At 56.3% G+C, this 21,330-nt stretch carries 22 protein-coding genes; 10 read left to right on the forward strand and 12 right to left on the reverse strand.

Annotated elements, in window-relative coordinates:
- The gene (locus tag G6R31_RS16610; protein WP_017871956.1) at positions 1-993 is read right to left on the reverse strand and encodes a CAP domain-containing protein; all 993 of its coding nucleotides are present in this window, start codon (positions 991-993) and stop codon (positions 1-3) included.
- Positions 994-1,109: 116 nt separating this feature from the next.
- Here G6R31_RS16610 and G6R31_RS16615 point away from each other — a divergent pair, with 116 nt between their 5' ends.
- Complete coding sequence (locus G6R31_RS16615; RefSeq protein ID WP_017871955.1) at positions 1,110-1,502, forward strand: hypothetical protein; 393 nt, start codon at positions 1,110-1,112, stop codon at positions 1,500-1,502.
- An 83-nt stretch (positions 1,503-1,585) separates the two neighbouring features.
- Here G6R31_RS16615 and G6R31_RS16620 read toward each other — a convergent pair whose 3' ends face one another.
- Entirely contained in the window at positions 1,586-2,200 is a 615-nt protein-coding gene (locus G6R31_RS16620) for an endonuclease domain-containing protein (protein ID WP_164994047.1), read from the reverse strand.
- Between the two features lie 869 nt (positions 2,201-3,069).
- Between G6R31_RS16620 and G6R31_RS16625 the strand changes: the two genes are divergently transcribed.
- A complete protein-coding gene (locus G6R31_RS16625) occupies positions 3,070-3,330 on the forward strand; it encodes a helix-turn-helix domain-containing protein (protein WP_025566724.1) in 261 nt (86 codons plus the stop codon).
- Between the two features lie 51 nt (positions 3,331-3,381).
- On the opposite strand, the gene G6R31_RS16630 is transcribed toward G6R31_RS16625, so the two are convergent.
- The 3 genes from G6R31_RS16630 to G6R31_RS16640 form a co-directional block, all read right to left on the reverse strand.
- On the reverse strand, positions 3,382-5,706 hold the full coding sequence (locus G6R31_RS16630) for a bifunctional DNA primase/polymerase (protein WP_081608347.1): 2,325 nt from the start codon (positions 5,704-5,706) through the stop codon (positions 3,382-3,384).
- Positions 5,707-5,941: 235 nt separating this feature from the next.
- A complete protein-coding gene (locus G6R31_RS16635) occupies positions 5,942-7,633 on the reverse strand; it encodes a hypothetical protein (RefSeq protein ID WP_152423628.1) in 1,692 nt (563 codons plus the stop codon).
- A gap of 57 nt (positions 7,634-7,690) precedes the next feature.
- Positions 7,691-7,891 carry a hypothetical protein gene (locus G6R31_RS16640; RefSeq protein ID WP_017870622.1) on the reverse strand — a complete coding sequence of 67 codons (201 nt, stop codon included), beginning with the start codon at positions 7,889-7,891 and terminating at the stop codon, positions 7,691-7,693.
- A gap of 237 nt (positions 7,892-8,128) precedes the next feature.
- Between G6R31_RS16640 and G6R31_RS16645 the strand changes: the two genes are divergently transcribed.
- From G6R31_RS16645 to G6R31_RS16655, 3 genes are all read left to right on the forward strand, one after another.
- Positions 8,129-8,326: a hypothetical protein gene (locus G6R31_RS16645; RefSeq protein ID WP_017870623.1), complete on the forward strand. Its 198-nt coding sequence runs from the start codon at positions 8,129-8,131 to the stop codon at positions 8,324-8,326.
- A 217-nt stretch (positions 8,327-8,543) separates the two neighbouring features.
- Complete coding sequence (gene hsdR, locus G6R31_RS16650) at positions 8,544-10,883, forward strand: EcoAI/FtnUII family type I restriction enzme subunit R (RefSeq protein WP_017870624.1); 2,340 nt, start codon at positions 8,544-8,546, stop codon at positions 10,881-10,883.
- A 22-nt stretch (positions 10,884-10,905) separates the two neighbouring features.
- A complete protein-coding gene (locus G6R31_RS16655) occupies positions 10,906-11,982 on the forward strand; it encodes a hypothetical protein (protein WP_161617945.1) in 1,077 nt (358 codons plus the stop codon).
- 14 nt (positions 11,983-11,996) lie between these two features.
- Here G6R31_RS16655 and G6R31_RS16660 read toward each other — a convergent pair whose 3' ends face one another.
- Both G6R31_RS16660 and G6R31_RS16665 read right to left on the reverse strand, forming a co-directional pair.
- Positions 11,997-12,413 carry a transcriptional regulator gene (locus G6R31_RS16660; protein ID WP_017870626.1) on the reverse strand — a complete coding sequence of 139 codons (417 nt, stop codon included), beginning with the start codon at positions 12,411-12,413 and terminating at the stop codon, positions 11,997-11,999.
- A gap of 2 nt (positions 12,414-12,415) precedes the next feature.
- Complete coding sequence (locus G6R31_RS16665) at positions 12,416-12,775, reverse strand: hypothetical protein (protein ID WP_017870627.1); 360 nt, start codon at positions 12,773-12,775, stop codon at positions 12,416-12,418.
- 37 nt (positions 12,776-12,812) lie between these two features.
- Here G6R31_RS16665 and G6R31_RS16670 point away from each other — a divergent pair, with 37 nt between their 5' ends.
- The 5 genes from G6R31_RS16670 (at position 12,813) to G6R31_RS16690 (ending at position 19,171) form a co-directional block, all read left to right on the forward strand.
- The gene (locus tag G6R31_RS16670; RefSeq protein ID WP_017870628.1) at positions 12,813-14,270 is read left to right on the forward strand and encodes a type I restriction-modification system subunit M; all 1,458 of its coding nucleotides are present in this window, start codon (positions 12,813-12,815) and stop codon (positions 14,268-14,270) included.
- Positions 14,267-16,129: a restriction endonuclease subunit S gene (locus G6R31_RS16675; protein WP_017870629.1), complete on the forward strand. Its 1,863-nt coding sequence runs from the start codon at positions 14,267-14,269 to the stop codon at positions 16,127-16,129. Before G6R31_RS16670 ends, G6R31_RS16675 begins: the two co-directional genes overlap by 4 nt.
- 45 nt (positions 16,130-16,174) lie before the next feature.
- A complete protein-coding gene (locus G6R31_RS16680; protein WP_152423630.1) occupies positions 16,175-17,032 on the forward strand; it encodes a hypothetical protein in 858 nt (285 codons plus the stop codon).
- Between the two features lie 481 nt (positions 17,033-17,513).
- Positions 17,514-18,305: a ParA family protein gene (locus tag G6R31_RS16685; RefSeq protein ID WP_017870632.1), complete on the forward strand. Its 792-nt coding sequence runs from the start codon at positions 17,514-17,516 to the stop codon at positions 18,303-18,305.
- Positions 18,302-19,171, forward strand: coding sequence for a ParB/RepB/Spo0J family partition protein (locus tag G6R31_RS16690; RefSeq protein WP_025566733.1), 870 nt, complete (start codon positions 18,302-18,304; stop codon positions 19,169-19,171). The genes G6R31_RS16685 and G6R31_RS16690 overlap by 4 nt, the downstream gene beginning before the upstream one ends.
- Before the next feature lie 8 nt (positions 19,172-19,179).
- Here the strand turns inward: G6R31_RS16690 and G6R31_RS17085 are convergent, their stop codons facing one another.
- The 5 genes from G6R31_RS17085 to G6R31_RS16710 form a co-directional block, all read right to left on the reverse strand.
- A complete protein-coding gene (locus G6R31_RS17085) occupies positions 19,180-19,311 on the reverse strand; it encodes a hypothetical protein (protein ID WP_264149087.1) in 132 nt (43 codons plus the stop codon).
- A 30-nt stretch (positions 19,312-19,341) separates the two neighbouring features.
- Positions 19,342-19,812, reverse strand: a complete 471-nt coding sequence (locus G6R31_RS16695; RefSeq protein ID WP_152423631.1) for a hypothetical protein — start codon at positions 19,810-19,812, stop codon at positions 19,342-19,344.
- 8 nt (positions 19,813-19,820) lie between these two features.
- On the reverse strand, positions 19,821-20,258 hold the full coding sequence (locus G6R31_RS16700) for a hypothetical protein (protein ID WP_152423632.1): 438 nt from the start codon (positions 20,256-20,258) through the stop codon (positions 19,821-19,823).
- A 192-nt stretch (positions 20,259-20,450) separates the two neighbouring features.
- The gene (locus tag G6R31_RS16705; RefSeq protein WP_017870634.1) at positions 20,451-20,870 is read right to left on the reverse strand and encodes a helix-turn-helix domain-containing protein; all 420 of its coding nucleotides are present in this window, start codon (positions 20,868-20,870) and stop codon (positions 20,451-20,453) included.
- Between the two features lies 1 nt (position 20,871).
- Positions 20,872-21,243, reverse strand: coding sequence for a type II toxin-antitoxin system HigB family toxin (locus tag G6R31_RS16710; RefSeq protein WP_081608264.1), 372 nt, complete (start codon positions 21,241-21,243; stop codon positions 20,872-20,874).
- Positions 21,244-21,330: the final 87 nt, after the last annotated feature.

The following is a 21,330-nucleotide window of genomic DNA, read 5'->3' on the forward strand; positions in this document are numbered from 1 at the left end:
TCACTTACCAACAACCAATGTCCACAAATCCTGATTGGTAGACAAGACGCCTTTCTGGTGACCAGCTCCAAATTGCCGAATAGTGGAATCCATCAGGGCCGTGCAGTGAGCGGAACTGTGCATCCACCAGTTCACCATTGCAAAGGCGGTAGGGCTGTTCGTACCAACGCCAGCCAACTCCCCGCCCGCATAGGTGTCATTTTCCCCCACGTAATTCTTGTCCAGTCCAGCCAGCTCCCGGTACGCCCGCACCACCCGGTCACGCGGGGTAGCGCCATAGAAGAACGGACTGCCCGTCTGGGACTCACTGTGGCCTTCGTAGCCCACATTGCTCATGTACGCCGCGTGCTTCCTGGCCGCGAACGCGAACAGGCCGTTGTAGGTCAGCGCGGGCCGGGGCGAGAAGCCGCCGTCCACGCACGTCCCTGCGGTGGCCGGAGTGCCGTTCAGCGTGCCTTTGGTGCGGACTTCGTTGACCAGATTCAGCACCTCGACTTCCTGGGCCGAGGGGCTGACGTAGACGGTGCCTTCCTTGGTGCCGTCGCCACTGCCCACAGGCGCACCTGCACCGGGGAGAAAGACGGGCTTGGGTTGGGGTTGCGGCTGCGGCTGAGGCTGCTCGGCGGACGTGACCGTGACCACCGTGACCGCCGTTTGGGTCTGGCCGTCGCTGCCCCGCGCGGTGACGGTAACGGCGTAGCTGCCGGTGGCGGTGGGGGTCAGGAGGAAGCTGTCGCCGTTGCGGGTGAGGTTCAGGCCGGGAGCCGAAGCGTCGAGCGACACGGAACCGCTGTAGTTGCTCAGCGACACCTGGGGGGTCAGCGTGACCGCCTGACCCAGTGGCACACTGAGGCTGGCCGGAACGCTCAGGGTAAAGCTGCCGATGGGGGTCACGACGCCGCCGCCGTCGCCGGGGTTGGGATTGGGTGTGGTGATGTCGGTGCAGCCCGTGAGAAGGAGGGTCAGGGTGAGCAGAGGAAATGCGTATTTCATGGCTACTCCAAGTTTAGGCGACGTCATCTGACTTTCTGACAGGGCTTTCCTGGAGGGGACTAAAGCCGTCGTCATTCCAGCGACCGTCCCCGCACTTCGTGCGGGAAAGCGGAGGTATGCCATATAAGGTATTTGATTCGCCGGGTATCCTCCGCGATGCCCAGAGCCACTTTCCCTACGCCGACGAGGTCGTTGCCGAGCACAAACCTGGCAGTATCGGGCATACCGCCCTGATGCAGGTCCTGCGGTCTCCCGAGCAGGCCGCCACCTTTTCTGCTTACGCCTGGGCGTACCGCGACGCGGCGACCCCGTTCCAGGAGCGCGAGTACCTCGGCGGGATGCAGGCCGTTTGCCTGATGCTGACGCTTAACTGGCATTTCCCGGTGTCCAGGCCGCGCCTTACTCGGCGGGCGATGCAAGCCCTTTATGAGGCGGCCACGGGCATCGAGACTCAGCTGCCTGAACCCGACCAGGTCATGGAGGAGCCGGGAAAAACGCTTTTGTTCTGAGAGCGAAGGCCGTTCGGGAGACCTGCCTGCCCCAGTGAGGCGGGTCTCTTTTTCAGCGTGAACAATGACCCACATAGGACCTGTCATCGCTCCTGGCCTGATACTGAGAGAACGGCACGTCGCGCTGCCACCTCAGCAATTTCACTCACGCAGGCATCAACGTCTTCCAGAATGCGCTGGTTCGAAAAACGTAGAACGTGCCAGCCCAGGCCACTCAGGCAAGCGTCCTTCTTGGCGTCAATCAGCCTGCGTTTACCCGCGTGCGACGCACCGTCACACTCAATCACCAGTTTCAATTCCAAGCAACCAATATCGGCCTTGTAACTGCGGGCATAGCCGCTCCCTTTCTGTGCGCCCGTCTTGATGGACAATTCAGGTTCCCAGACATGAGCCAATTGAGCTTGCTGCAGGGCATCGAGAAGCATGGCTTGAGGTCTGGTCATCCCACGCCCGTTTCCACCCTGCACTCGGGGTTGATGCCCACGCTCACGCAGCGTCTGGGCCATCTTTGCCCTTGCTTCAGGTGTCGCTGCCTTGACTCGCATTCCAGCCATATGTTCGCGCAGGCGGTCTGTCTCTTCGGCCCGCTTCTTGCGAATTGCAGCCAAAAATTCGGGCTTGTTTACCCGGTAACTCATGCTGCAACTTTTAGAACAGAAAAACTTCGTCTCTCCCTTACGCTGCTTCCAATTTTGCACCTTGCCGAGCGTGAATTCACAACCACAGTTCTCGCAGTGCCACCTGACTTCCGCGAGAGGCACCTGCTTGCTACGAGAGCGCATGTTTGCTGTCACGCAGGCTGCCGAGCAGTAAACAGCCTCACCCCTCGCCGCGCTCTGGAGCTGCGCTCTGGATGGGGCAAACTCCTGATGACACCACGAGCAGGTGGTCATACGACCTCCAGACACAGGTGGACAAGCGACCTCTCAACCAAATCAGGACGGCCCAGCAGGAGGCAATCCTGCATTGTGGTCAATCTGATATCGCCCATACGCTGTGCCACAGGCCAGTTACGCCGAAGCACAGGCAGAAGTGCAGTAGGCCCTACGACCTCAGCCAGCAAGGCGGCAGCATCGGAGAGTCGCGCCCGAACGAGGTGAACGGGGGCAGACAGCGCCACAGCTGCCCTTTCAAGCTGATGGGATTTGCAGTGGAGGAGACGGCATATATCCAATTCAGAAATCGGTTCTGGTCTCAGCCACAAGACTGGCTCGTGATACCTGAGATACGGTCGCAGAGGTCGGTAGTAGTCATCACCCTGAGGCTGTGCAATGACACAGCCCTGCCATTGCTCTGGACACAACACGGCGCCTCCCGGCCAGATGAGACTGCCATCTTCACGGAGTTGTCCCTGCCTCCATACCCGAGGCAGCCGTAGGGCTGCATAGCCTTCCTGAGCCAGTAGCGCTGCCAGGTCCAACCGGTAACCCTGCTCCTCATATTGCAGCCAGAGCTGACGCCCCCCAGGTTCAATCAGGATTTCGCCCGCCATACCTGCTTTGTATCATATTTGATGACATCTAATGTGATGTATCCAGGGCGGCTTTGGCTCGGCACTATGAAGCGGATGTCCGACGATGAACAGGCTTACCTGGTTGACCTGGGCTTGCGCATCAGGGACACACGGCAAAAGCAGAAGCTCGGCCTAGACGGCTTGGCGGAGCTGGCCGAAGTACACCGAACCCATTTATGGAAAATCGAGAAGGGCCTCCTCAACACTGGCCTCCTCACTTATGTGCGCATCGCTGAAGCCCTGGACGTGCCCCTAGCCATGTTGCTTCCTGCAACGCGGCTGCTGAAACCTTCACTTCAAAAAAAGGAAGAGTAACTGGGTCAACAGGTACGTCGAGGTCTGAGAATGCCCAGGAGAAGGGCTTTCTCAGATTCGTCCCCCTCTACGACCATTGGTGCTGCTTTCTAAAGCATCAGTATCAACAGATTGCACCAGTTCAAAAATGCCTCTTACCGGATACCACTTCACGACCCATTGGCGCGGAGCCTCACCCTCACGGTTTTTCACGAGGTCAAGCACCAGGTACTTCCACAGGCCTCTCAGAGCGGCCCGGCTACTCCCCGGCGCTGGCGCTGGTTCCAAGTTGAGAGATTGTGCGTCATTGGCACCCAGCGGATAGAGCAAACTCGCCGTGTAGGCTGTGTATTCCACTCCACCACTTTCCTTGAACACGCTCAGACGCGCTTCAAGGGGAGCAGTCAACAGCTCACCATAATTACCGCGTCCCACGCTGGAAATGAGCAGAATAGGCGTATTCAGCTCACGGCCCAGACGTACCTGGAGCGCCATGACAACTTCGTCAATCTGGTGCCTGCGGTCTTTCACCTCACCTGCAGGCATCCGCTGGAGGTAATCCAAGATGACTAGAGGGGACACGCCATAAGCTGATTTCAGCCGCTTAACTTGTGCCGCAATACGGTCAACACCCCACGCACCACCGTCCACCCCGTTTCCCTCGGCAACACTCAAATAAGGCCCCACCCTCCGCGTTAACTCCTGATAGGCAGGATTTTCTCGCAACTGGGTGGCCACTGGACTCTCAACGGTGCCGCCCGTGCGGAGCTGACGCAGCCCCACCCCCACCTTCGCACTGATGACGCGGCCCCACAGCTCATACCGGCTCTGCTCGTAGGTCACGTACAGGATGGGGCGTCCTTGCTCAGCGTTGTGCTGAGCAATAGCAAGCGCAAGAGCAGTCTTGCCGCCACCTGTCACACCACCCAGGACATGCAGGCCGTCGTAAAATCCACCACCAACCGCTTCATCAAATTCGGACAGCCCCGTAGGATAAGTGTTGCCACCACGCCGGAGTCTTGCCTCTGCAATTTTCAGCAGCTCTTCCTCGAGAAATGCCATGTTTCCGCCGATGGGGAGCGCATCTGTCATGGCATCTTGCAGTGCTGCCAACAGTTCTTCTGGAGTGGCCTCCAGTGGCATGGCTGGCAGGGCGTACCATTCTACGCCGCAAGCGTCTAAAGCTCGTGCCACAGCTTGCGTGGGCGTCAGGACATAGACGACGCGCTCACTCTGTACGAGGTTGCGCAACTCTTCGGCTGTGAGTGCCGAACGCACCTCCGCATTCGCAGCGGAAGGCAACTTCAGTGCCCCTTCAACGGCTCGGAAGGCCTGTTCACCTGCCACCACCACTGGCCCCCGCATTTCTGCTGGCAAAGCCAATAGCTCTTCATCTTGGTCCACCCGAACGGATGAGGACTGTACCGGTCGGGGAGTCTCCCTATTTCCTCGCTCGCCACTCCACGGTTCTCGGGGCGGTCTACTAAAAATACTGGTGACGGTTTTACGTGCCTCGGCGGCCGTATACGGGTCATGCTGCCCATGGGCATCGGTCAGAGGACACTGCATTGCGTAGTTCTCCATATGGTGGCCCGCTTCCTGCTGGCTGTACCCGTTGTCTCTCAGCTGTGCAGCCAGCCACGCCCCGGCATTGTTTCGCCCTTCTCCATCCTCGACTTTCTCCAAGGCACGGCGTATCAGCACTTCTGCCAAAGTGCGCTCGTCATAGGTGCGGCGACTCGCAGAGGACGGAACAGAACGTGGTGCGGGTTTAATGACCTGTGGCGGTTGCGAGAGTCCCAGAAAGTCCCGCAAATCCGTTGGCAGGGTGAAAAGAGATAAAAGTTCAAGCTGCTGAGGGTCGACTTCCCAGTGGTAGCTGCCCGTATCCATCTCTGTGGGCGGCATAACGGCATAGCCACCATCAGCCCGAATATCCAGACCTGGCCACTGCCTACCCAGCTCACGCGTCGCTTTGCTGTTCAAGGTAGCGACCTTCCAACCCGGATGTTCGCAGTAGACGTGTGCCCCTCCACTGCGAGTACGAACATGAATTGGTATCCCTAGGCGTTGCCGTAACTGCTCTCCCGCGACGCCATCGAAGTCCAGTATGACCAGGCCAGACACTGCGCCCGTCACCACCGCTAATCCTTTGTCCTCTTCATTGGCATACCACGTCCGCAGTTGGTCCGGTGTGGGCGCAGTTCGCTGGAGTCCTGCCCAGCTCGGCCTCGTCTTTCCATCGTCTGTCTTGCTGTGCCCTGTGTCCACGAGGCACCAGTGAGGCGCTTTCGCACGTTTTTCGCGAACCTGTACAGGGAATACGCTCCAACCACGAGCAACTGCAGCCAAAGCAGCCTGAAGGACAGAGTCATGTTGTTTTTGCGAAGCCGCCACAATAAACCGCCTTTGCCCGGACAGCGGGCGGGAGAGACTCGCAGTGGGGGTTCCCCCTGCGGCCTGCTTTTATCTTTTCAAAGCGCCGTTTGCCTGCCAGGGCAAAACGCGCCGGTTTTATCTAGTTAAATCTAGTTAGGAAAAAAAAGGCTCCCTTTTCCGCGTCCAGAACGGCAGAAAAAAAAAAGGAGTGCGTCACTTAGAGGGGGGGGAGTGCGTCACTTAGGGGGGGGGGTCACTTGGAGGGGGGAGTGCGTTTTGCCTTCTCTTTTTTGGAGTCCGGTCTCTTGATGGTATCCAGGAGTTCCAGAACCTCATGGGGCGCGTGAATTTCCACCACGGACTCAAGCCACCGGTCAAAGTTGCCGGGTTTTCCGTCCCCGTCATTGACTTGAGACAGGTGCGTCTCCTTCATCTGCCACTTCTCCAAGACAGCGATTTCCCGCAGTTGGTCCAGGGCCGCCTCGGCGTATTTCCTGACCCGCGCGGTATTGCGACTGGCCCGCATTTCTTCGACTTCTTTGAGAAGCCCTGCACGGTCGAGGAGGGTGCTCCACTTGAGCTTTTTGACCTTACTGCCGCATCTAGCATCCTCACGGTAGTGAAGCATCAGCTCGGTCCCTAGGCGTTTTGCCCATTTTGCCTTTGCTGGCAATGCCACTAGGGCCTTGACCATCGGTGCGTAGCTCAGCGGGAAATACTGTGCCCAGTCGCCCAGCGCAATTTCCCAAATCATGTGGTAGGTCTTGCCGAACAGGTCACGCTCCACCTCACGGGCCATGACCGAGACGAGTTTTTCCTCACGGGCTTTCTGAACAGCTTTAAGCTTACGTTTGCCTTTGGCTTGGCCAGTGTCTTTTTCCAGGGTGCCTTTCGTCGAGGCATCGATGTATAGACGCATATTTTCGATGTGCTGCAGTGCTTCTTGAACCTCAAGCACATGCTCGGGCTTCATGCCGCCCTTGTGGTGCTTTTTGTAGCCCATGAGCTGGGCCACTTCACGGGCATCGATGCGGATACGTTTGTAAACGTTTCCGTCCGCCGGTCCGTTTTCCATGGCTTTCCAGAGAATCACTCGCCAGACGTCAGCAGTACGGTCATCTAATTTGCTGATTTCTTCTATGGCCAGTGTTGCCGCTGCCTGAATGTCGCCGCTGCTGTTAGGCCTGGGGTCATAGCTCAGTGTCATCCCTTTGCCCTCGAAAAAGGGGAAAAGATTGAAATCAGGGCTGTATGTCCAGTTTCTTCCGTCCCGTGTGGCACGGTCTACAAGGATGTACGGCTGGGCCGTCAGCGTTGGCTGCAGGTGGGCAGGATAATCAATTTTAGCCTCTTCCAGGATTGGAAGTCCCAGGAGGAATCGAACCCACTCAGGAATTTCTATAGGCAGAATCCAACGTGTCTGTGATGGATAATGGTTGTAGTAACGAAATTTCTGAAAAAGCCTATCTTCTAAAAGATTGATTTCTAGGAATTGCTGCCTAATCGAGTGTTCCCTTGAAACAAAAATCTGTTCGGGAAGTTCTTCAAACTCTATTCCCTTACTTGCAGCGAACTCTATGGTTCCTTCCTCTACGACTTCGGCTTCCCTAGATAGCCATCTGAAGAGTAGGGAACGATAATACAGATTATAAAGAGAGAATGAGTTGTCGAAAACGAGGAGTATTAATTTTTCTATCCCCCAGGGCTTCTGTTCTGCGATGTCTTTGATTTCCTCTTTCCACTTCCACTCTTCTCCCTTGCTTTCTCCCCAGAATTCCAGATAGCTTTGGATATCACCTGCTCGCAGATGATTCAGAGCCTCGATATGGTTTCCAGCAGCCACCGTGTCGGATAAAAAAAGACTACGCTTTTGCTCTTCGAGGATTCCGTATTGAGCGGCGATGGGAGCTATCTCCTCTGGCGTGGCTGGAATAGGCAGCTTCATACGCTTTGCTTCTCTAACGGCCTGTTCTCTAGTTTTGATAGTCTTCGCCGCCATCTTTCAGTCCTCTATCTTTTCGATGGTGAAGCGGTAGCCCAGTGCAGCCAGTACCTTCTCCCATACCTCAGGTGTTTTCCCCTGGTGTAGCAAGGCGCGATTCAAGACGCGTGGGTTGAGTTCCAGTTGTCTCGCAAATTCAGCCTGGCTCATAGGCAGTTCCTCTATTGCCTTTTTGACCTTCTTTCTGATTTCGTCGTTCACCCCAACCTCTATAGAATTTATACACTAATTTAGTAGGTATATCAACTATAATAGTGTATGTTCAGAGGTAGATGCGAACTTTAGGGGCAATGGAAAAATCAGCGCAACGCCGCCGTCGAGCAGACCGCCCACGCTCTGGCCGTCAGTTTTGAGGACACGGACAACCTGCGCTTCTGGTGCTGGCTGCTCTGGCAACTGATACGCGGCTGCGACTAGGGCCAGAACTGGACAGACGACGTGTCGCACCTGCTGGCCCGCGTGCTGCACGACATCCGGCACGACGGGAGCATGAACGGCACCACTGTGAAGAACCCCGCCACCGTGGTGGTGAACGAACTGCGGAACTGCGGCCTGCTCGATGCGCTGCGGGCGCTGGCCCCCACCAGGGCCGGAGGGCGGCCCCGGTCGCCGCAGCCTGCCCCACTGTTCGCCTAGATTGACAGCATCACTGCCAATCCATTGACCAACCGGCTGTCAATTTCTGAGAGTTGGAACAGAAACCTGCGCTCAGGCTGGTGGCTCGCTGGTGGATTCCGTGTGTTGCAACACACGGGGAAATGTCGTGTGGGAGGGAGTTTTTTGAGAGCTGGGCGTGTGTTGCATTTTCATTCTGGCCTGCGTGTTTCCCGCAGGCTAGACTGCGATTGCCCTTATGGACAAAAAGAAGCTTTCCGAGCGCGACATCTGTACCAAGTTCATTACCCCTGCGCTTGAGCAAGCAGGGTGGGACAGGCTTACGCAGATTCGGGAAGAGTACGGACTGACCAAAGGCCGCATTCTGGTCAGCGGCCAGATGCACACCCGCGCTGCGCCCAAGCGGGCCGACTATGTGCTGTTTTACAAACCCAATATTCCTATCGCCGTGGTCGAGGCCAAGGACAACAAGCATTCGGTGGGGGCGGGGATGCAGCAGGGCGTGGCCTATAGCGACCTGCTGCAAGTTCCGTTTACCTTCAGTTCCAACGGTGACGCCTTCCTGTTCCGTAACGCTCTGCTTTCCGAGGGTGTACTTGAGCGCGAGATTAAGCTCGACGAGTTCCCCAGCCCTGAGCAACTCTGGCAGTGGTGGGAAGCGTCTAAGGGGCTTTCAGAAGCTCAAGCCGAGGTGGTCACCCAGAACTACTACACCGAAGGCACCGACAAGACCCCGCGCTATTACCAACTGCTGGCTATCAACAAGACCACCGAAGCGATTGCCAAAGGCCAAAACCGCGTCCTTCTGGTTATGGCGACGGGCACTGGCAAGACTTACACCGCTTTTCAAATCATCTGGCGACTGTGGCAATCGAAGGCTAAGAAGCGGATTCTTTTCTTGGCAGACCGTAACATTCTGGTCAACCAGACCATGCAAAACGACTTCAAGCCTTTCGGCGGGGCAATGACCAAAATCAAAAACCGCCAGATTGACAAGTCTTTCGAGATTTATCTGTCTCTCTATCAAGCGGTCAGCGGCAACGAAGAAGAGTCCAATGCCTACAAGCAGTTTTCCCCCGACTTCTTCGATTTGGTCGTGGTGGACGAGTGCCACCGGGGGAGCGCCGCCGAGAACTCCAACTGGCGGGCCATTTTGGAGTATTTCTCAGGGGCCACCCAAATCGGCCTGACGGCCACCCCGAAGGAAACCTCCGACATTTCCACCACCCACTACTTCGGTGACCCTATCTACACCTATTCCCTCAAGCAGGGTATCGACGACGGCTTCCTGGCCCCCTACAAAGTGGTGCGCTTCGACCTCGACAAAGACCTCAGCGGCTGGACGCCCGAAGAGGGCATGGTTGACCGTTACGGCAACGCCATCGAGGTTCGTGAATACAACCAGCGTGATTTTGACCGCTCCCTGGTGCTGTCGCAGCGCACTGAACTGGTGGCCGCCAAAGTCACCGAGTTCTTGCAGCAGACCGACCCTATGTCCAAGACCATCGTCTTCTGCGAAGACAGAGACCACGCAGGGCGGATGCGGTCGGCCCTTGCCAATCTGAACACCGATGAGGTTGCGAAAAACAGCCGTTATGTCGTTCAAATCACGGGTGAACTCAGTGACGCGCAGGCCAACCTGGACGACTTCATCACGCCCAGGGAGCGTTACCCCGTCATCGCCACCACGTCCAAGCTGATGACCACCGGGGTGGACGCCCAGACCTGCAAGGTGATTGTGCTCGACCAGCACATTCAGTCCATGACCGAGTTCAAGCAAATCATCGGGCGTGGCACCCGCATCAACGAGAACCACGATAAGTACTACTTCACCATCCTCGATTTTAGGGGCGTCACCAACCTCTTCCGCGACCCCGATTTCGACGGCGACCCCGTGCAGGTTTACGTCCCCCCCGTAGGCGGCTCGCCTGTTCCCCCCGCTGAGCCTTTCCCGGAGCCGGAGCCGAAGCCCGACTGGGACGCGGGCACGGGCGACGACGCCCAAACTGAGGTCAGGAAATTCTATGTAGACAGCGTGGACGTCAAGGTGGCCGCCCAGCGCGAAATCCTTTTCGACGCGCAGGGGCGGCCCATCACTGGGTCACTGAAGGACTACAGCCGCCAGACCCTCAGCGGCGAGTTCGAGTCGCTGGACGACTTCCTAAGTCACTGGGACGCCGCCGAGCGCAAGCAGGCCGTCCTGAACGAGCTGAAGGCCGCTGGGATTCACTTCGAGGCTTTGGCCCACGAGCTGGGCTTAGGGGCCGACTATGACCCCTTCGATGTGGTCGCCTACCTGCTGTGGGAGCGCCCACCGCTCACGCGCAGGCAGCGGGCCGCCAAAGCGCGGCGGGCCGACGTGTTCGACAAGTACGGCGACAAGGGCCGCGAAGTCTTAGACAAACTGCTCGACAAGTACGCCGACGCGGGCGTGGGCCAGATAGAAGACTTGCAAGTGCTCAGCCTGCCGGAGTTCAAGGAACTGGGCACACTTGTCGAAATCGTGCGGCAATTTGGCGGCAAGGCGGGGTTGCAGCGGGCTATCAAGGAGCTGGAAGACGAGCTTTACAGCGCGTGAAGTGGGAATGGAGGGGAGAATAATGTCAGATGACCGTATTTTTAATTCAGACGAATTATATGCACCCATCAACCTGCGTAAAGATATTGAGGCCGACAATATCTTCTTTCAACGACTTTTGGCTCACCCATCTATAAAAGTGGAGAGATTCTATCCAAGCCCTGATTCTCTTTTCGAGTATATCGGGAGCGTAACGATTGGCGGTCAATCTATTCCACTGACCTTCGACCATAAGGGGGAGGGCAAGGGTTCCAATCCGTCTGCGCTTAAAGCGAGAATTAATCTGGATGACGATACAAGAACTCTTATTCGTCAGGTCATTATTGAAAATGCGCCTGCTCTCAGGGGCAGGGCCACAAAAAAACCTGTAGAGCGGCAACCCGGTACGTTGCAGATTCGAGTCACCCCCAACCGTGCAGGGCAGACGAAAAGCTCGGGTGAATCTGACCGCAGACAAAGCCTGGGCTACCTTGGGGAAGAGAGATTCACAAAATGGTGGGCTGAAGAATGCCCTGAACTCCCCTTCGTTTGGCTCAATGAGGGAGAACAGGACGCGGGCTTGCCGTATGACGTCTTGATAGCTGAACGGCTGGCTGTAGACGTTAAAGCTACGCAGATTGAAAGGGCAGAGATAAGGCTCAGTGAGGCGGAAAACGTCTTCAGACAAAAGCATTTGCCTCATCACGCTATAGCTCTGGTGAGCTTTCAGGACAAGCGGCTCAGGCGGATTGACCTGTATCTAGGAGAACCGCTCCGTAAGGTGACTGTAGAGCAGTTCAGAGACGCTATTAGCCAACTGGAGCCTTTGGAGTTCCAGAGCGTCACACCTCAGCAGCCAGCCTCAGATGACAAAGCAGGCCCCTACCTTTGCCTTGGCACCTATGTCTCCAGCAGTCAGAGACTGACCCTGGCCTCGCACACCTACGTTTTGCAGGACGTCGAAAACGGAAATGAAACCACGGGGCCTTTTTATCTACAGGGCCACGAACTCGTCCTTCAAGACACAAGCGGTAAGCAAGTAGAGCTGCTGGTCGTGGGTAAAGGCGTTTTACAGAGCAAAGATGATGAATTCGAAATCCTGGAGAGCGAGAAAGCATAACCAGATTTCTTCGCTCACTCCCCCAGCGGAGCCACAATCGCCTGCCCGCCTTCCAGCGGCTCAAGCACCAGCTTGGCGCGGTAGCCCATTTTCAGGGCCGCACTTCCTACGGTGCTCATATAGAGGTTGGCTTCCGGTGATTCCATCTGCGATACGCGCCCAGGGGAAACCCCCCAAGCTTGCGCCGCCCCGCGAACGGTGAGCTGCTGCTCCTGACGCGCCGCTTTGAAAGCCTCGCCAGCACTTTGCACCACCAGTGCGCCCACCAGTTCGGCAGGCGTCATGGGGGCCGCCGTGAGTCCCCTGGCCTCCAGTCCCCCACCTTCCACCACGTCCTGCCCTTCCAGAGCATTCAAAGAGGCGAGGAACTCGTCATCGGGCGGGGTGTTCAGCCCGAGAATCTGTTGCCATTCCTGAGCGGTCTTGCTCATGTTCAACTCCTTTGCTGGTCTTGAAGGGCGGTGAGGGTGGCTTCTTTGAGGAGCGCGGCGCTGGGGGTCGAGTCTGCCTTGACTTCAGCGTTCACAATCACGATGTCGCCGCTCTTGCGAAAGTAGAAGTAGACCCGCGTGCCTCCCTTCGCGCCCCCTCTGGCGTGGCTCTTGAGTTCCCAAATCGGCAGCCCCTGCAACTTTTGGGCGTAGTGGCTCTGGTGGCCCTGCTCGAAGAGGTCGCTCAGCATCGTGATGGCGGTGTTCACCGCTGCCTGCTGACCGTTCGCAACCATCTCCAGCAGGTCATCCAGAATGGCCGCTCTGAGTGAGTTGGGGCGGCGGTACAGGACGAACGGCACCTGTTTAGTCTATACTAAACAGCTACACTGACTGCTAATGTCAATTGTGTCCCTCGTCAAATCCATCCAAGACATCATGCGCAAAGATGTCGGCGTAGACGGCGATGCCCAGCGCATCAGCCAGCTCGCGTGGCTGCTTTTCCTCAAGATTCTGGATGACAAAGAGCAGGAATGGGAACTCGGTAGCGACTACCAATCCCCCATTCCTGATAAATACCGCTGGTCGAACTGGGCCAAAGACGCCGAAGGCATCACGGGCGACACGCTGATGACCTTCGTCAATGGCGAACTGTTCCCCACCCTCAAGAACCTGCGCCAGATTCCGACCCCGCAGGCCCAAGTGGTCGCCAGCGTGTTTGGTGACGCCTACAACTACATGAAATCCGGCACGCTGCTGCGGCAGGTCATCAACACCATCGAAGCAGACCTCGACCTCAACCGCTCCGAAGACCGTCACCTCTTCGGCGACATCTACGAGAAGATTCTGGGCGACCTGCAATCGGCGGGCAACGCGGGCGAGTATTACACCCCCCGCGCTCTGACGCAGTTCGTGGTGGACATGCTGGCCCCCCAACTGGGCGAGAGCGTCCTCGACCCCGCTTGCGGCACGGGCGGCTTCCTGACCAGCGTCATCGATGCGCTCAACGCTCAGGCCAAGACCACCGAGGACTTCAAGACCATTGAGAAAAGCATTCACGGCGTCGAGAAAAAGCCCCTGCCGCACATGCTGGCCGTCACCAACATGATGCTGCACGGCATCGAAACCCCCAGCGAAATCCGGCGCGACAACACCCTCGCCAAGCCGCTCCGCGACTACGAGGCCCGCGACGAACTCGACATCATCGTGGCGAACCCGCCCTTCGGTGGCATCGAGGAAAACGGCATCGAGCAGAACTTCCCCGCCAAGTACCGCACCCGCGAAACCGCCGACCTGTTCATGGCGCTTATCATGCTGCGCCTCAAGCCGCATGGCCGCGCCGGGGTGGTGCTCCCCGACGGCTTCCTCTTTGGCGAAGGCGTCAAGACCACCATCAAGGAAGAGTTGCTGCAAAACTTCAACCTCCACACCATCGTCCGTTTGCCCAAAGGCGTGTTTGCGCCCTACACCAGCATCAATACCAACGTGCTGTTCTTCGAGAAGGGCGGGCCGACCCGTGACATCTGGTTCTTCGAGCACCCCTACCCGGCGGGCTACAAGTCCTATTCCAAGTCCAAGCCCCTCACCATCGGCGAGTTTGACCTGGAAAAAGAGTGGTGGGGCAGCCTGAAGGGGCGCGAGAACCGCCAGGAAACCCGCCACGCCTGGAAGGTCAGCGCCGAAGACGTGAAGGCCAGAAACTACAACCTGGACTTCAAAAACCCCCACCAGGACGAAGTGATTCACGCTGACCCGATGGAGCTGTTGGCCGAGTACCGCGACCTGACCGCGCAGGTACGCGAAGCCCAAGACGCCCTCAAAGCCGAGTTGCTGGCCGCGCTGGAGCGCCGCGCATGACCGTGCTCGAAGTCACGCCCGAATTACCCGCCGCCGAGCTGTTGCGCCAGCATTTTGACGAAGCCTTCAGCGCCCCGGACGGCATCAAGCGCTTACGCGAGCTGATTCTGACCCTCGCCATGCAGGGCAAGCTGGTCGAACAAGACCTGAGCGAGGGCGAAAGCATTGGGGGAGATTCTGAAGGGTTGCCGTCTTCGTGGAAATGGGTATCTCTAGGCGATGTTGTAGATGTTTTAGACAGTTTACGTAAGCCAGTTACGAAACAGGATAGGCGTGAAGGTCCGTATCCCTACTACGGAGCGTCAGGCATTGTTGACTACGTTGACCAATATATTTTTGATGAGCCTCTAGTACTTGTCGGTGAGGATGGTGCTAAATGGGGCAAGGGGGATAGGACAGCGTTCCGTATTGAGGGTAAGACTTGGGTCAATAATCATGCCCATGTCTTGAGGCCACACAGAGAAGTTTTAGATGACCAATACGTCGTTCACTGTTTGATAGAAAGGGATTTACAGCCATTCATCACTGGGATGACGGTGCCTAAGCTAAATCAAGCAAGGCTAAATTCGATACCTATTCCCCTTCCCCCTCTCGCCGAGCAGCGCCGCATCGTGGCCCGTATTGACCAACTCATGGCCCGCTGCGACGAATTGGAAGACCTGCGCGAGCAGCAGGAGCACAAGCGGGTGCAGGTTCACCGCGCCGTGCTGCGCGAAGTGACCGCCGCCAGCGACCCCGCCGCCTTTGCCGAGGGCTGGCGCTTTCTGGCCGACCACTTCGGCGAGTTGCACGCCACGCCGAAGGACTTGGCCGAGTTGCGCGGGGTCATTTTGCAATTGGCCGTCATGGGCAAGCTGGTGCCGCAAGACGCGAGCGAGGGCACGGCGGCGGAGTTGCTGGAGCAGATACAGGCCGAGAAAAAGCGGTTGGTGCAGGAAGGCAAAATCAAAGCGCCGAAGCCTTTGCCGCCTGTAACCGAAGCCGAGCAGCCTTATGAGGTGCCACAGGGGTGGGCGTGGGTGCGGTTGGGGGAGGTTGCCTTATCTAGTGATTCGGGTTGGAGTCCTCAATGCGAATCGATGCCCCGTGTAGGCGATGCTTGGGGAGTTCTAAAGGTCAGTGCAGTCTCTTGGGGAAGGTTTCAACCAGAAGCAAATAAGGCTTTGCCAGTAGGTGTAGAACCACGCCCAGAAACGGAAGTTAGAAGTGGAGACTTTCTCCTATCGAGAGCGAACACCGACGAACTTGTAGCGCGAAGTGTAGTCGTAGAGGAAACGCCACCTCGTCTAATGATGAGTGATAAAATAGTAAGATTTGTTCTATCTGAAAATGTAGAAAGGCAGTTTATAAATATATGCAATGGTACTAGAAATTCGCGTATCTATTACGCTTCTAACGCTTCCGGCACAAGCAGCTCGATGAAGAATGTCAGTCGTGAAGTAATGAGCAACCTGCCCATCTCTCTCCCCCCTCTCGCCGAGCAGCGCCGCATTGTCGCCAAAGTAGACCAGCTGATGGGCCTGTGCGACGTGCTTCAGGAGCGCCTGACCGCGCAGGGCGTCAAGCAGGGGCAACTGCTGGGGGCGGTTATGGCCCAGCTTGCGCCGTCGGTGGCGGTCGGCAGGCCAGCGGCAACGGCGGGCAGTGGCAGGCGTGGGCGGCCCAGCGCGGCGGCAGCAGCCCCCGAGGGCAGCAGCGGCGAGAAGCGCGGGCGGGGCAGGCCACGCAAGGCGGCGGGCGCAGAACCGGCGCGGAGTATTCCCCAGGCCAGCAGCGAGGCAGACGCCATCCGCAAGTTGGAAGCCTTGCGACTAGAGCGGGCGCAGGGCGACAAGCTGGTGAGCTTGTTCGAGGAGTAAGGGTAAATCGGCGAATCCAGGTGCCCTACTTATTGACTTTGACATATGGATGAACCAGAGATTCGTGAATTGTACTTTGCCTTTGGTGTCCTGACTGGGTATGGAAAGTACGGATTTCTATATGGCACGCCTGAAAGCAGTAGCTCTCTACCAATGTTGGTGAATTTTGGAGATAAGGGTAAGTCTTCAGTTGTAAGCCAGTTCTTAAAGAGGCGCGCTAGGTGGGCAATTTTCTGTCACGATGGGTATAAGGCTGAGCTTAAGGAGATGTTGGAGGATATCCCTATAGATTTTATGCACGAAAGGTCTCACCGAGAAAAAATGCCGATAACTCAGTGGTTGGAGGGTGTCGCGCTATACTATGATTACCTGGCAGCCATGGATTCTGAGAATGCTGCCGTAAATAATGGAGAAGAGAAAAGATATTTTATTTTACTTGATAGGCGAGATACAAACCAGCGATTAATAGACAGAAGATTGATTTACGAGCTTAGGACGCTTTCGGCGGCTCAGTACTTCTTGAGGCAGCATAGTCTTTTGCAGCAGGAGAAGTGGTCGAGAGAGAACTTTTCGGTGATGCATTGGAAAAGTGTATTCACTAAATACTTCTCTATTCTTTCTTCCAGGATGGATGCCGATAAAGTCTGTCTGGGGGTTGAAACATCTTTCCCTTACGCTAAAGAGAAAAGGCCATATGTGCAGAATTGGATTTGGCGTATCAGCTATATTTCTCCCAAGAAGGAAGAGCTTGCTTCCTATGAAGACCATGCGCACCCAGACGACGAGCGTTGGAACTTTCGCCCAGGGGACCCCAAGCTGCTCAGAGAGACAGGGAGTGGGCTCTACGGCTCCTACCCCATGTTCGAGGGTGATGACGAGCCTGAATTCAGAGACGAAAGCTAGGGCACGCCACCTCTAGTAGATTATCTAAATCATGCCCCCCGCCCCAACCTCACCGCCCTGCACCTGCGCGTGCTGGCCTTCCTGCTCCAGTATCCCTGCACCCAGGGCAGCGACGTGTACCCCCTGCTTCGCCAGTTGGCTGAGCGGGGGCTGCTGCTGGCCGAGGTACAGGCGTTCGGCTTAGGCCGCACGTATCCCCTACGCGGTCAGTGGCTTAGGGTAGCGGGCTTTCACCAAAGCCGCCACTGCTCTGATTGACGACCTCTCGCCTGCCCTGACACCGACCTTTGCTGCCCGCATTTGCCTTTCCAAGGCGGTATCTTCGATTTGATGGTCATGTCTTATCTCAGTACTCGGCCTTGAACAATATTCCCTAGCTACGAGGGCATCCTATGCCCCCTATGCGTAGAACGCTGCAGCTGGTGAGACACCTCCGTCCGTACCGGTACGGACGCTCGGAACTGCCACAATAGAAGGCAGCATGAAGGTCCTTACTGTGGTCAACAACGCCGGAGGTGTAGGCAAGACTTCCCTGGTACAGAACATTGGGTATGAGTTTGCCCAAGCTGGACTGAGGGTGATGCTGATAGACGGTGACCGGCAAGCAAACCTCACCAGTTGGAACGGCATCTTTGAGGTGGAGGAGGAAGATACACTCCATCCCATCGTCGCCAGTAAGAAGGCTCCTCTGCCTAGGCCAAAGCACGTCCACGGCATGGACCTCATCCCCAGCTTCTGGGACCTGGGAGACACAGAAAAGATTGCCGCGACTCTGGAACTGCGTGACGCGCTGCGTGACCGCCTGACAGAACTGCATGGACAATGGGACGTGGTTCTGTTCGACAGTCCACCTGCGATGGGGCAACTGACCACGATGGCCGCTATTGCCAGTGACTTCCTGATTGTTCCCATCTCGACCCGTTTGAAAGGAGTCGAGGCCCTGCAGGGCGTGACCAAATTTCTTACGGACATTCGCAACTACAACCCGAAATTGGAGATTGCCATGTTCGTTCCGACGATGTTCGACGGACGGCGCAACAGTGATAAGGAGGCTTACCAGTTCATGCAGGAACAGATACCTGCGAACATGCTTGCTTCCCCTGTACCTGAACGGCTGAAGTTCTGGGACGCTGCGGCCAAGGAAGGCAAGCCGGTCACACTGTACGCTCCACACTCTCCGGTCGCGGAAGATGTGCGGCGCTTAGCAGCAGAGATTGCCGCCGCCATCGGCGTTGAGCTAGGTGTCCGTACCGGTACGGACGGTGAAGCATGACCTACAAAAGTCGCATGGCTGGCGCACTTGCCGATGTAGTAGGGGCCTCGAAAGGAGCAGCGACCGGCCCGGCCTCCACCTTACCGATAGACGCGCTGCGGCCTGGTGCTTCTCAGCCAAGGCGCTACTTCGACGGGAAGAAAATGCAGGAGCTGGTGGCCAGCGTGAAGGAGCGAGGCGTTCTCCAGCCACTACTGGTGCGGCCCACGGACACGGGCTATGAAATCGTTGCCGGGGAAAGACGCTGGAGAGCCGCTAAAGAAGCTGGCCTTCGTGATGTGCCCGTCCTTATTCGCACCCTCACAGACGAGGAAGCCCGATATGCCTCCCTTGGAGAAAACCTGCTACGCGATGACCTGGCCCCCTTTGACGAGATTGAAGGCAAGCTGAATCTGGTGGCCCTGGTGCTAGGCGTGACGCCTGAGCGGGCTGCCAATCGCCTGAACGAACTGGTCCGCAATCCTGACCCCGAAACTGTGGAGACCCTGACCGCTGTTTTCTCCCAATTGGGTAGAGAAAGCTGGGAAAGTTACGCCCGTAACAAGCTAGCCGTGTTCGGCTGGCCGACTCCCATTCTGGCTGCCATGCGTCAGGGTCTAGAGTTCACCAAAGCCAAGCTGATTAACTCAGCGCCTGCGGAAATGCAGGGCGACCTGATTGCTGCGGCTTTACAAGGAGCCAGTAGGAGTGAACTTCAAGCTGGAATTGAGCAGAATCGGAGGCCGACGAAGAAGCCTACCAATGAATACGACCAGGCAGCTAAGCTACTCAGAAATCGTCGCAAGATGGCTAAGCTATCTCTAGAAACAACTGAGCGTGTGCAACAGTTGACGCGAGAGCTGCTGGATTTGCTCGAAGACCTCTGACTCTGCTCTCAAACTCCTGTTCTATCAGATGACAGGAACTCGTTCCAGAAGGTCTGAGCCTCGACGTTCTCCTTGGTGGCGTCAGCCCACCGCTCGGAGAACTGCGCGGCGCGGGTGCGGATTTCATTCCATGTGAGCATGTATGGTTATTCTGCCATCAGCTAACAGACTCACTCTTCAGGCAGGCTCAGCACCTCTACCACTCGGTCTTTTACCTTGACATAGCTATCCTCGGGGGCTAAAGGGGGGAGAGTTGCAGAGTCCTCAATTCTTAAAGTCTCGACAATTTTTTGTGGTGGGCGGCCATAAAGACCCTCACTTCCTCCCACCCCTATATATCCGAGTGAGGGCTGGCCATTGGAGCCAAGCATTCCCTTGGTACCTGGTATGTGTCTCGCCTTAAATGTGGCGCAGACAGACATCTTCTCCCGCACTTCCACAACCTTGACACGCACCTTCTCCCTATCAATAGTGTCAAGCTTCTCACCAGTCTCAGGGTCAATTACATCCAATGGTTGCTCAGCCAGAACAGCGAATACCATACCTTCCTTTACCCCACTAGAACTGCCGACGTTGATAGCCAGTTCACGTGTACTTATTAATAGTGCGACTCTACCGACGATAGGCTCATTTTTCCTCATGTGCTCTCCTACGGCTTCAAATACGCGAAGGCGTGTGCTGGTAGCTCTGGCCTGTCCTCAGAAAGCATTTTCCCTAACCAAACAGCATCTATGCCTGGCATAGATGTAGCCAGCCAGTGACTGCTCCTCTCGGCATCCACCTTGAAATTCCCTATAGGCGTCGAGTCCTCATCGACAAGGGCGACAACACTATCTATGGCGATTAAATGATGCTTCTCCAGAAGGAGTACCATTTGGTCTCTACCCTTCTTAATACCCTTTATCTCTACCTGCCGTGAAGTGTCCTGAAAACCTGGAACGATTTCAGTATATGAATTGAGCCTGCTCTGTAACGATTCACTTCGGGAAGACAAGGTGGTGATTTCTTCGGCGGCGGCAATGGAGTATTTTTGCAAATCACCTGCGAATCTAATCACTGCACTACAATATACGACGAGAATCCCCAAGGATATATTGTATATAGTAGAAGCATTCCCTTCTAGTCCCCAAAGTTTCAAGTCAGCCAATGCAAGCATAACTACGCTTAAGGCACCCGTAAAGCCATCCCACAGCAATAGCTTCGGTTTGGGTGGTGCGTCCATTAGAGGAGAAGATGTTCTACCCATCTGTCTTCTTGAAAGCATTTAATATTAGGAATCTTATAGGAACACCCCCGCATCTATATTGAAGTAGTTTGAGAGCGTCCGTGCATGACCAGCACTAAAAGGTCGTTCCTCACTGAGCAGCTTACTGATAGTGCTTTGGTCAATCCCTGTAGCGGCAGCCAAGGCACTCTGGGTAAGTTCGCGGTCTTCCATCAGGTAGGCCAGCACGCCAGCAGGCTTCTTGTCTCGCACAGGCAGAATGCTCTCCTCATAGGCAGCTACACGGTCAATCAGGATGCCGAGCAGTGATTCCAGGGAGTGTGCTCCTCCTGGCTCATTCACTCGGGTCATCAGCTCGTCTACCACTTCAAGGGCGTGCTGATACTGGTCTTTTGTCTCAATGGGGCGTAGGAGGTCGGGGGCCAGGGCATCCACCTGACTCCACATCACGGCAAGCTGGTCAAGGTTGGTCATATCAGTTGTCCCTCCTCTTCAGTTCCTGAGCGGCTTTCTTGGCCTGTTGAGTACGTTGCTCTTGGCTCCAAGCGTCGTAGGCTTTGTGTGTAAAAAAGTGCTTGAGGTAGAGCGCAGGCTGAGGCCAGTACACCCCAGTAATCAGGCGGTAACGGTTGCCCATGATGTTGAATACCAGGAACACGCCATTGACCAAGTCCACGGTGTTGATTTGCTGCTGTAACTCAGAGAAATTACTGAACCGCAAACTGGTAACCGTGTCCTCCCAGTTCTCAAGAGCTTGCGCCGCCTCTGGGTACTCAGCTTTGAACTCCTCAAGTTGAGGTCTAGAAATCACCCGCGCACGGCGAGGCGGTATGGGTGAGTCGGGCATAGAGCAGTCTAGGACAAATTGCCATAAATAGGAAGGGGCTTGTTTGCCGTTCTGGGGTATACCCAATTCCGACAGATATGTGGCGTG

This window comes from Deinococcus wulumuqiensis R12, from assembly GCF_011067105.1.
In the GTDB taxonomy this organism is placed as follows: Bacteria; Deinococcota; Deinococci; order Deinococcales; family Deinococcaceae; genus Deinococcus; species Deinococcus wulumuqiensis.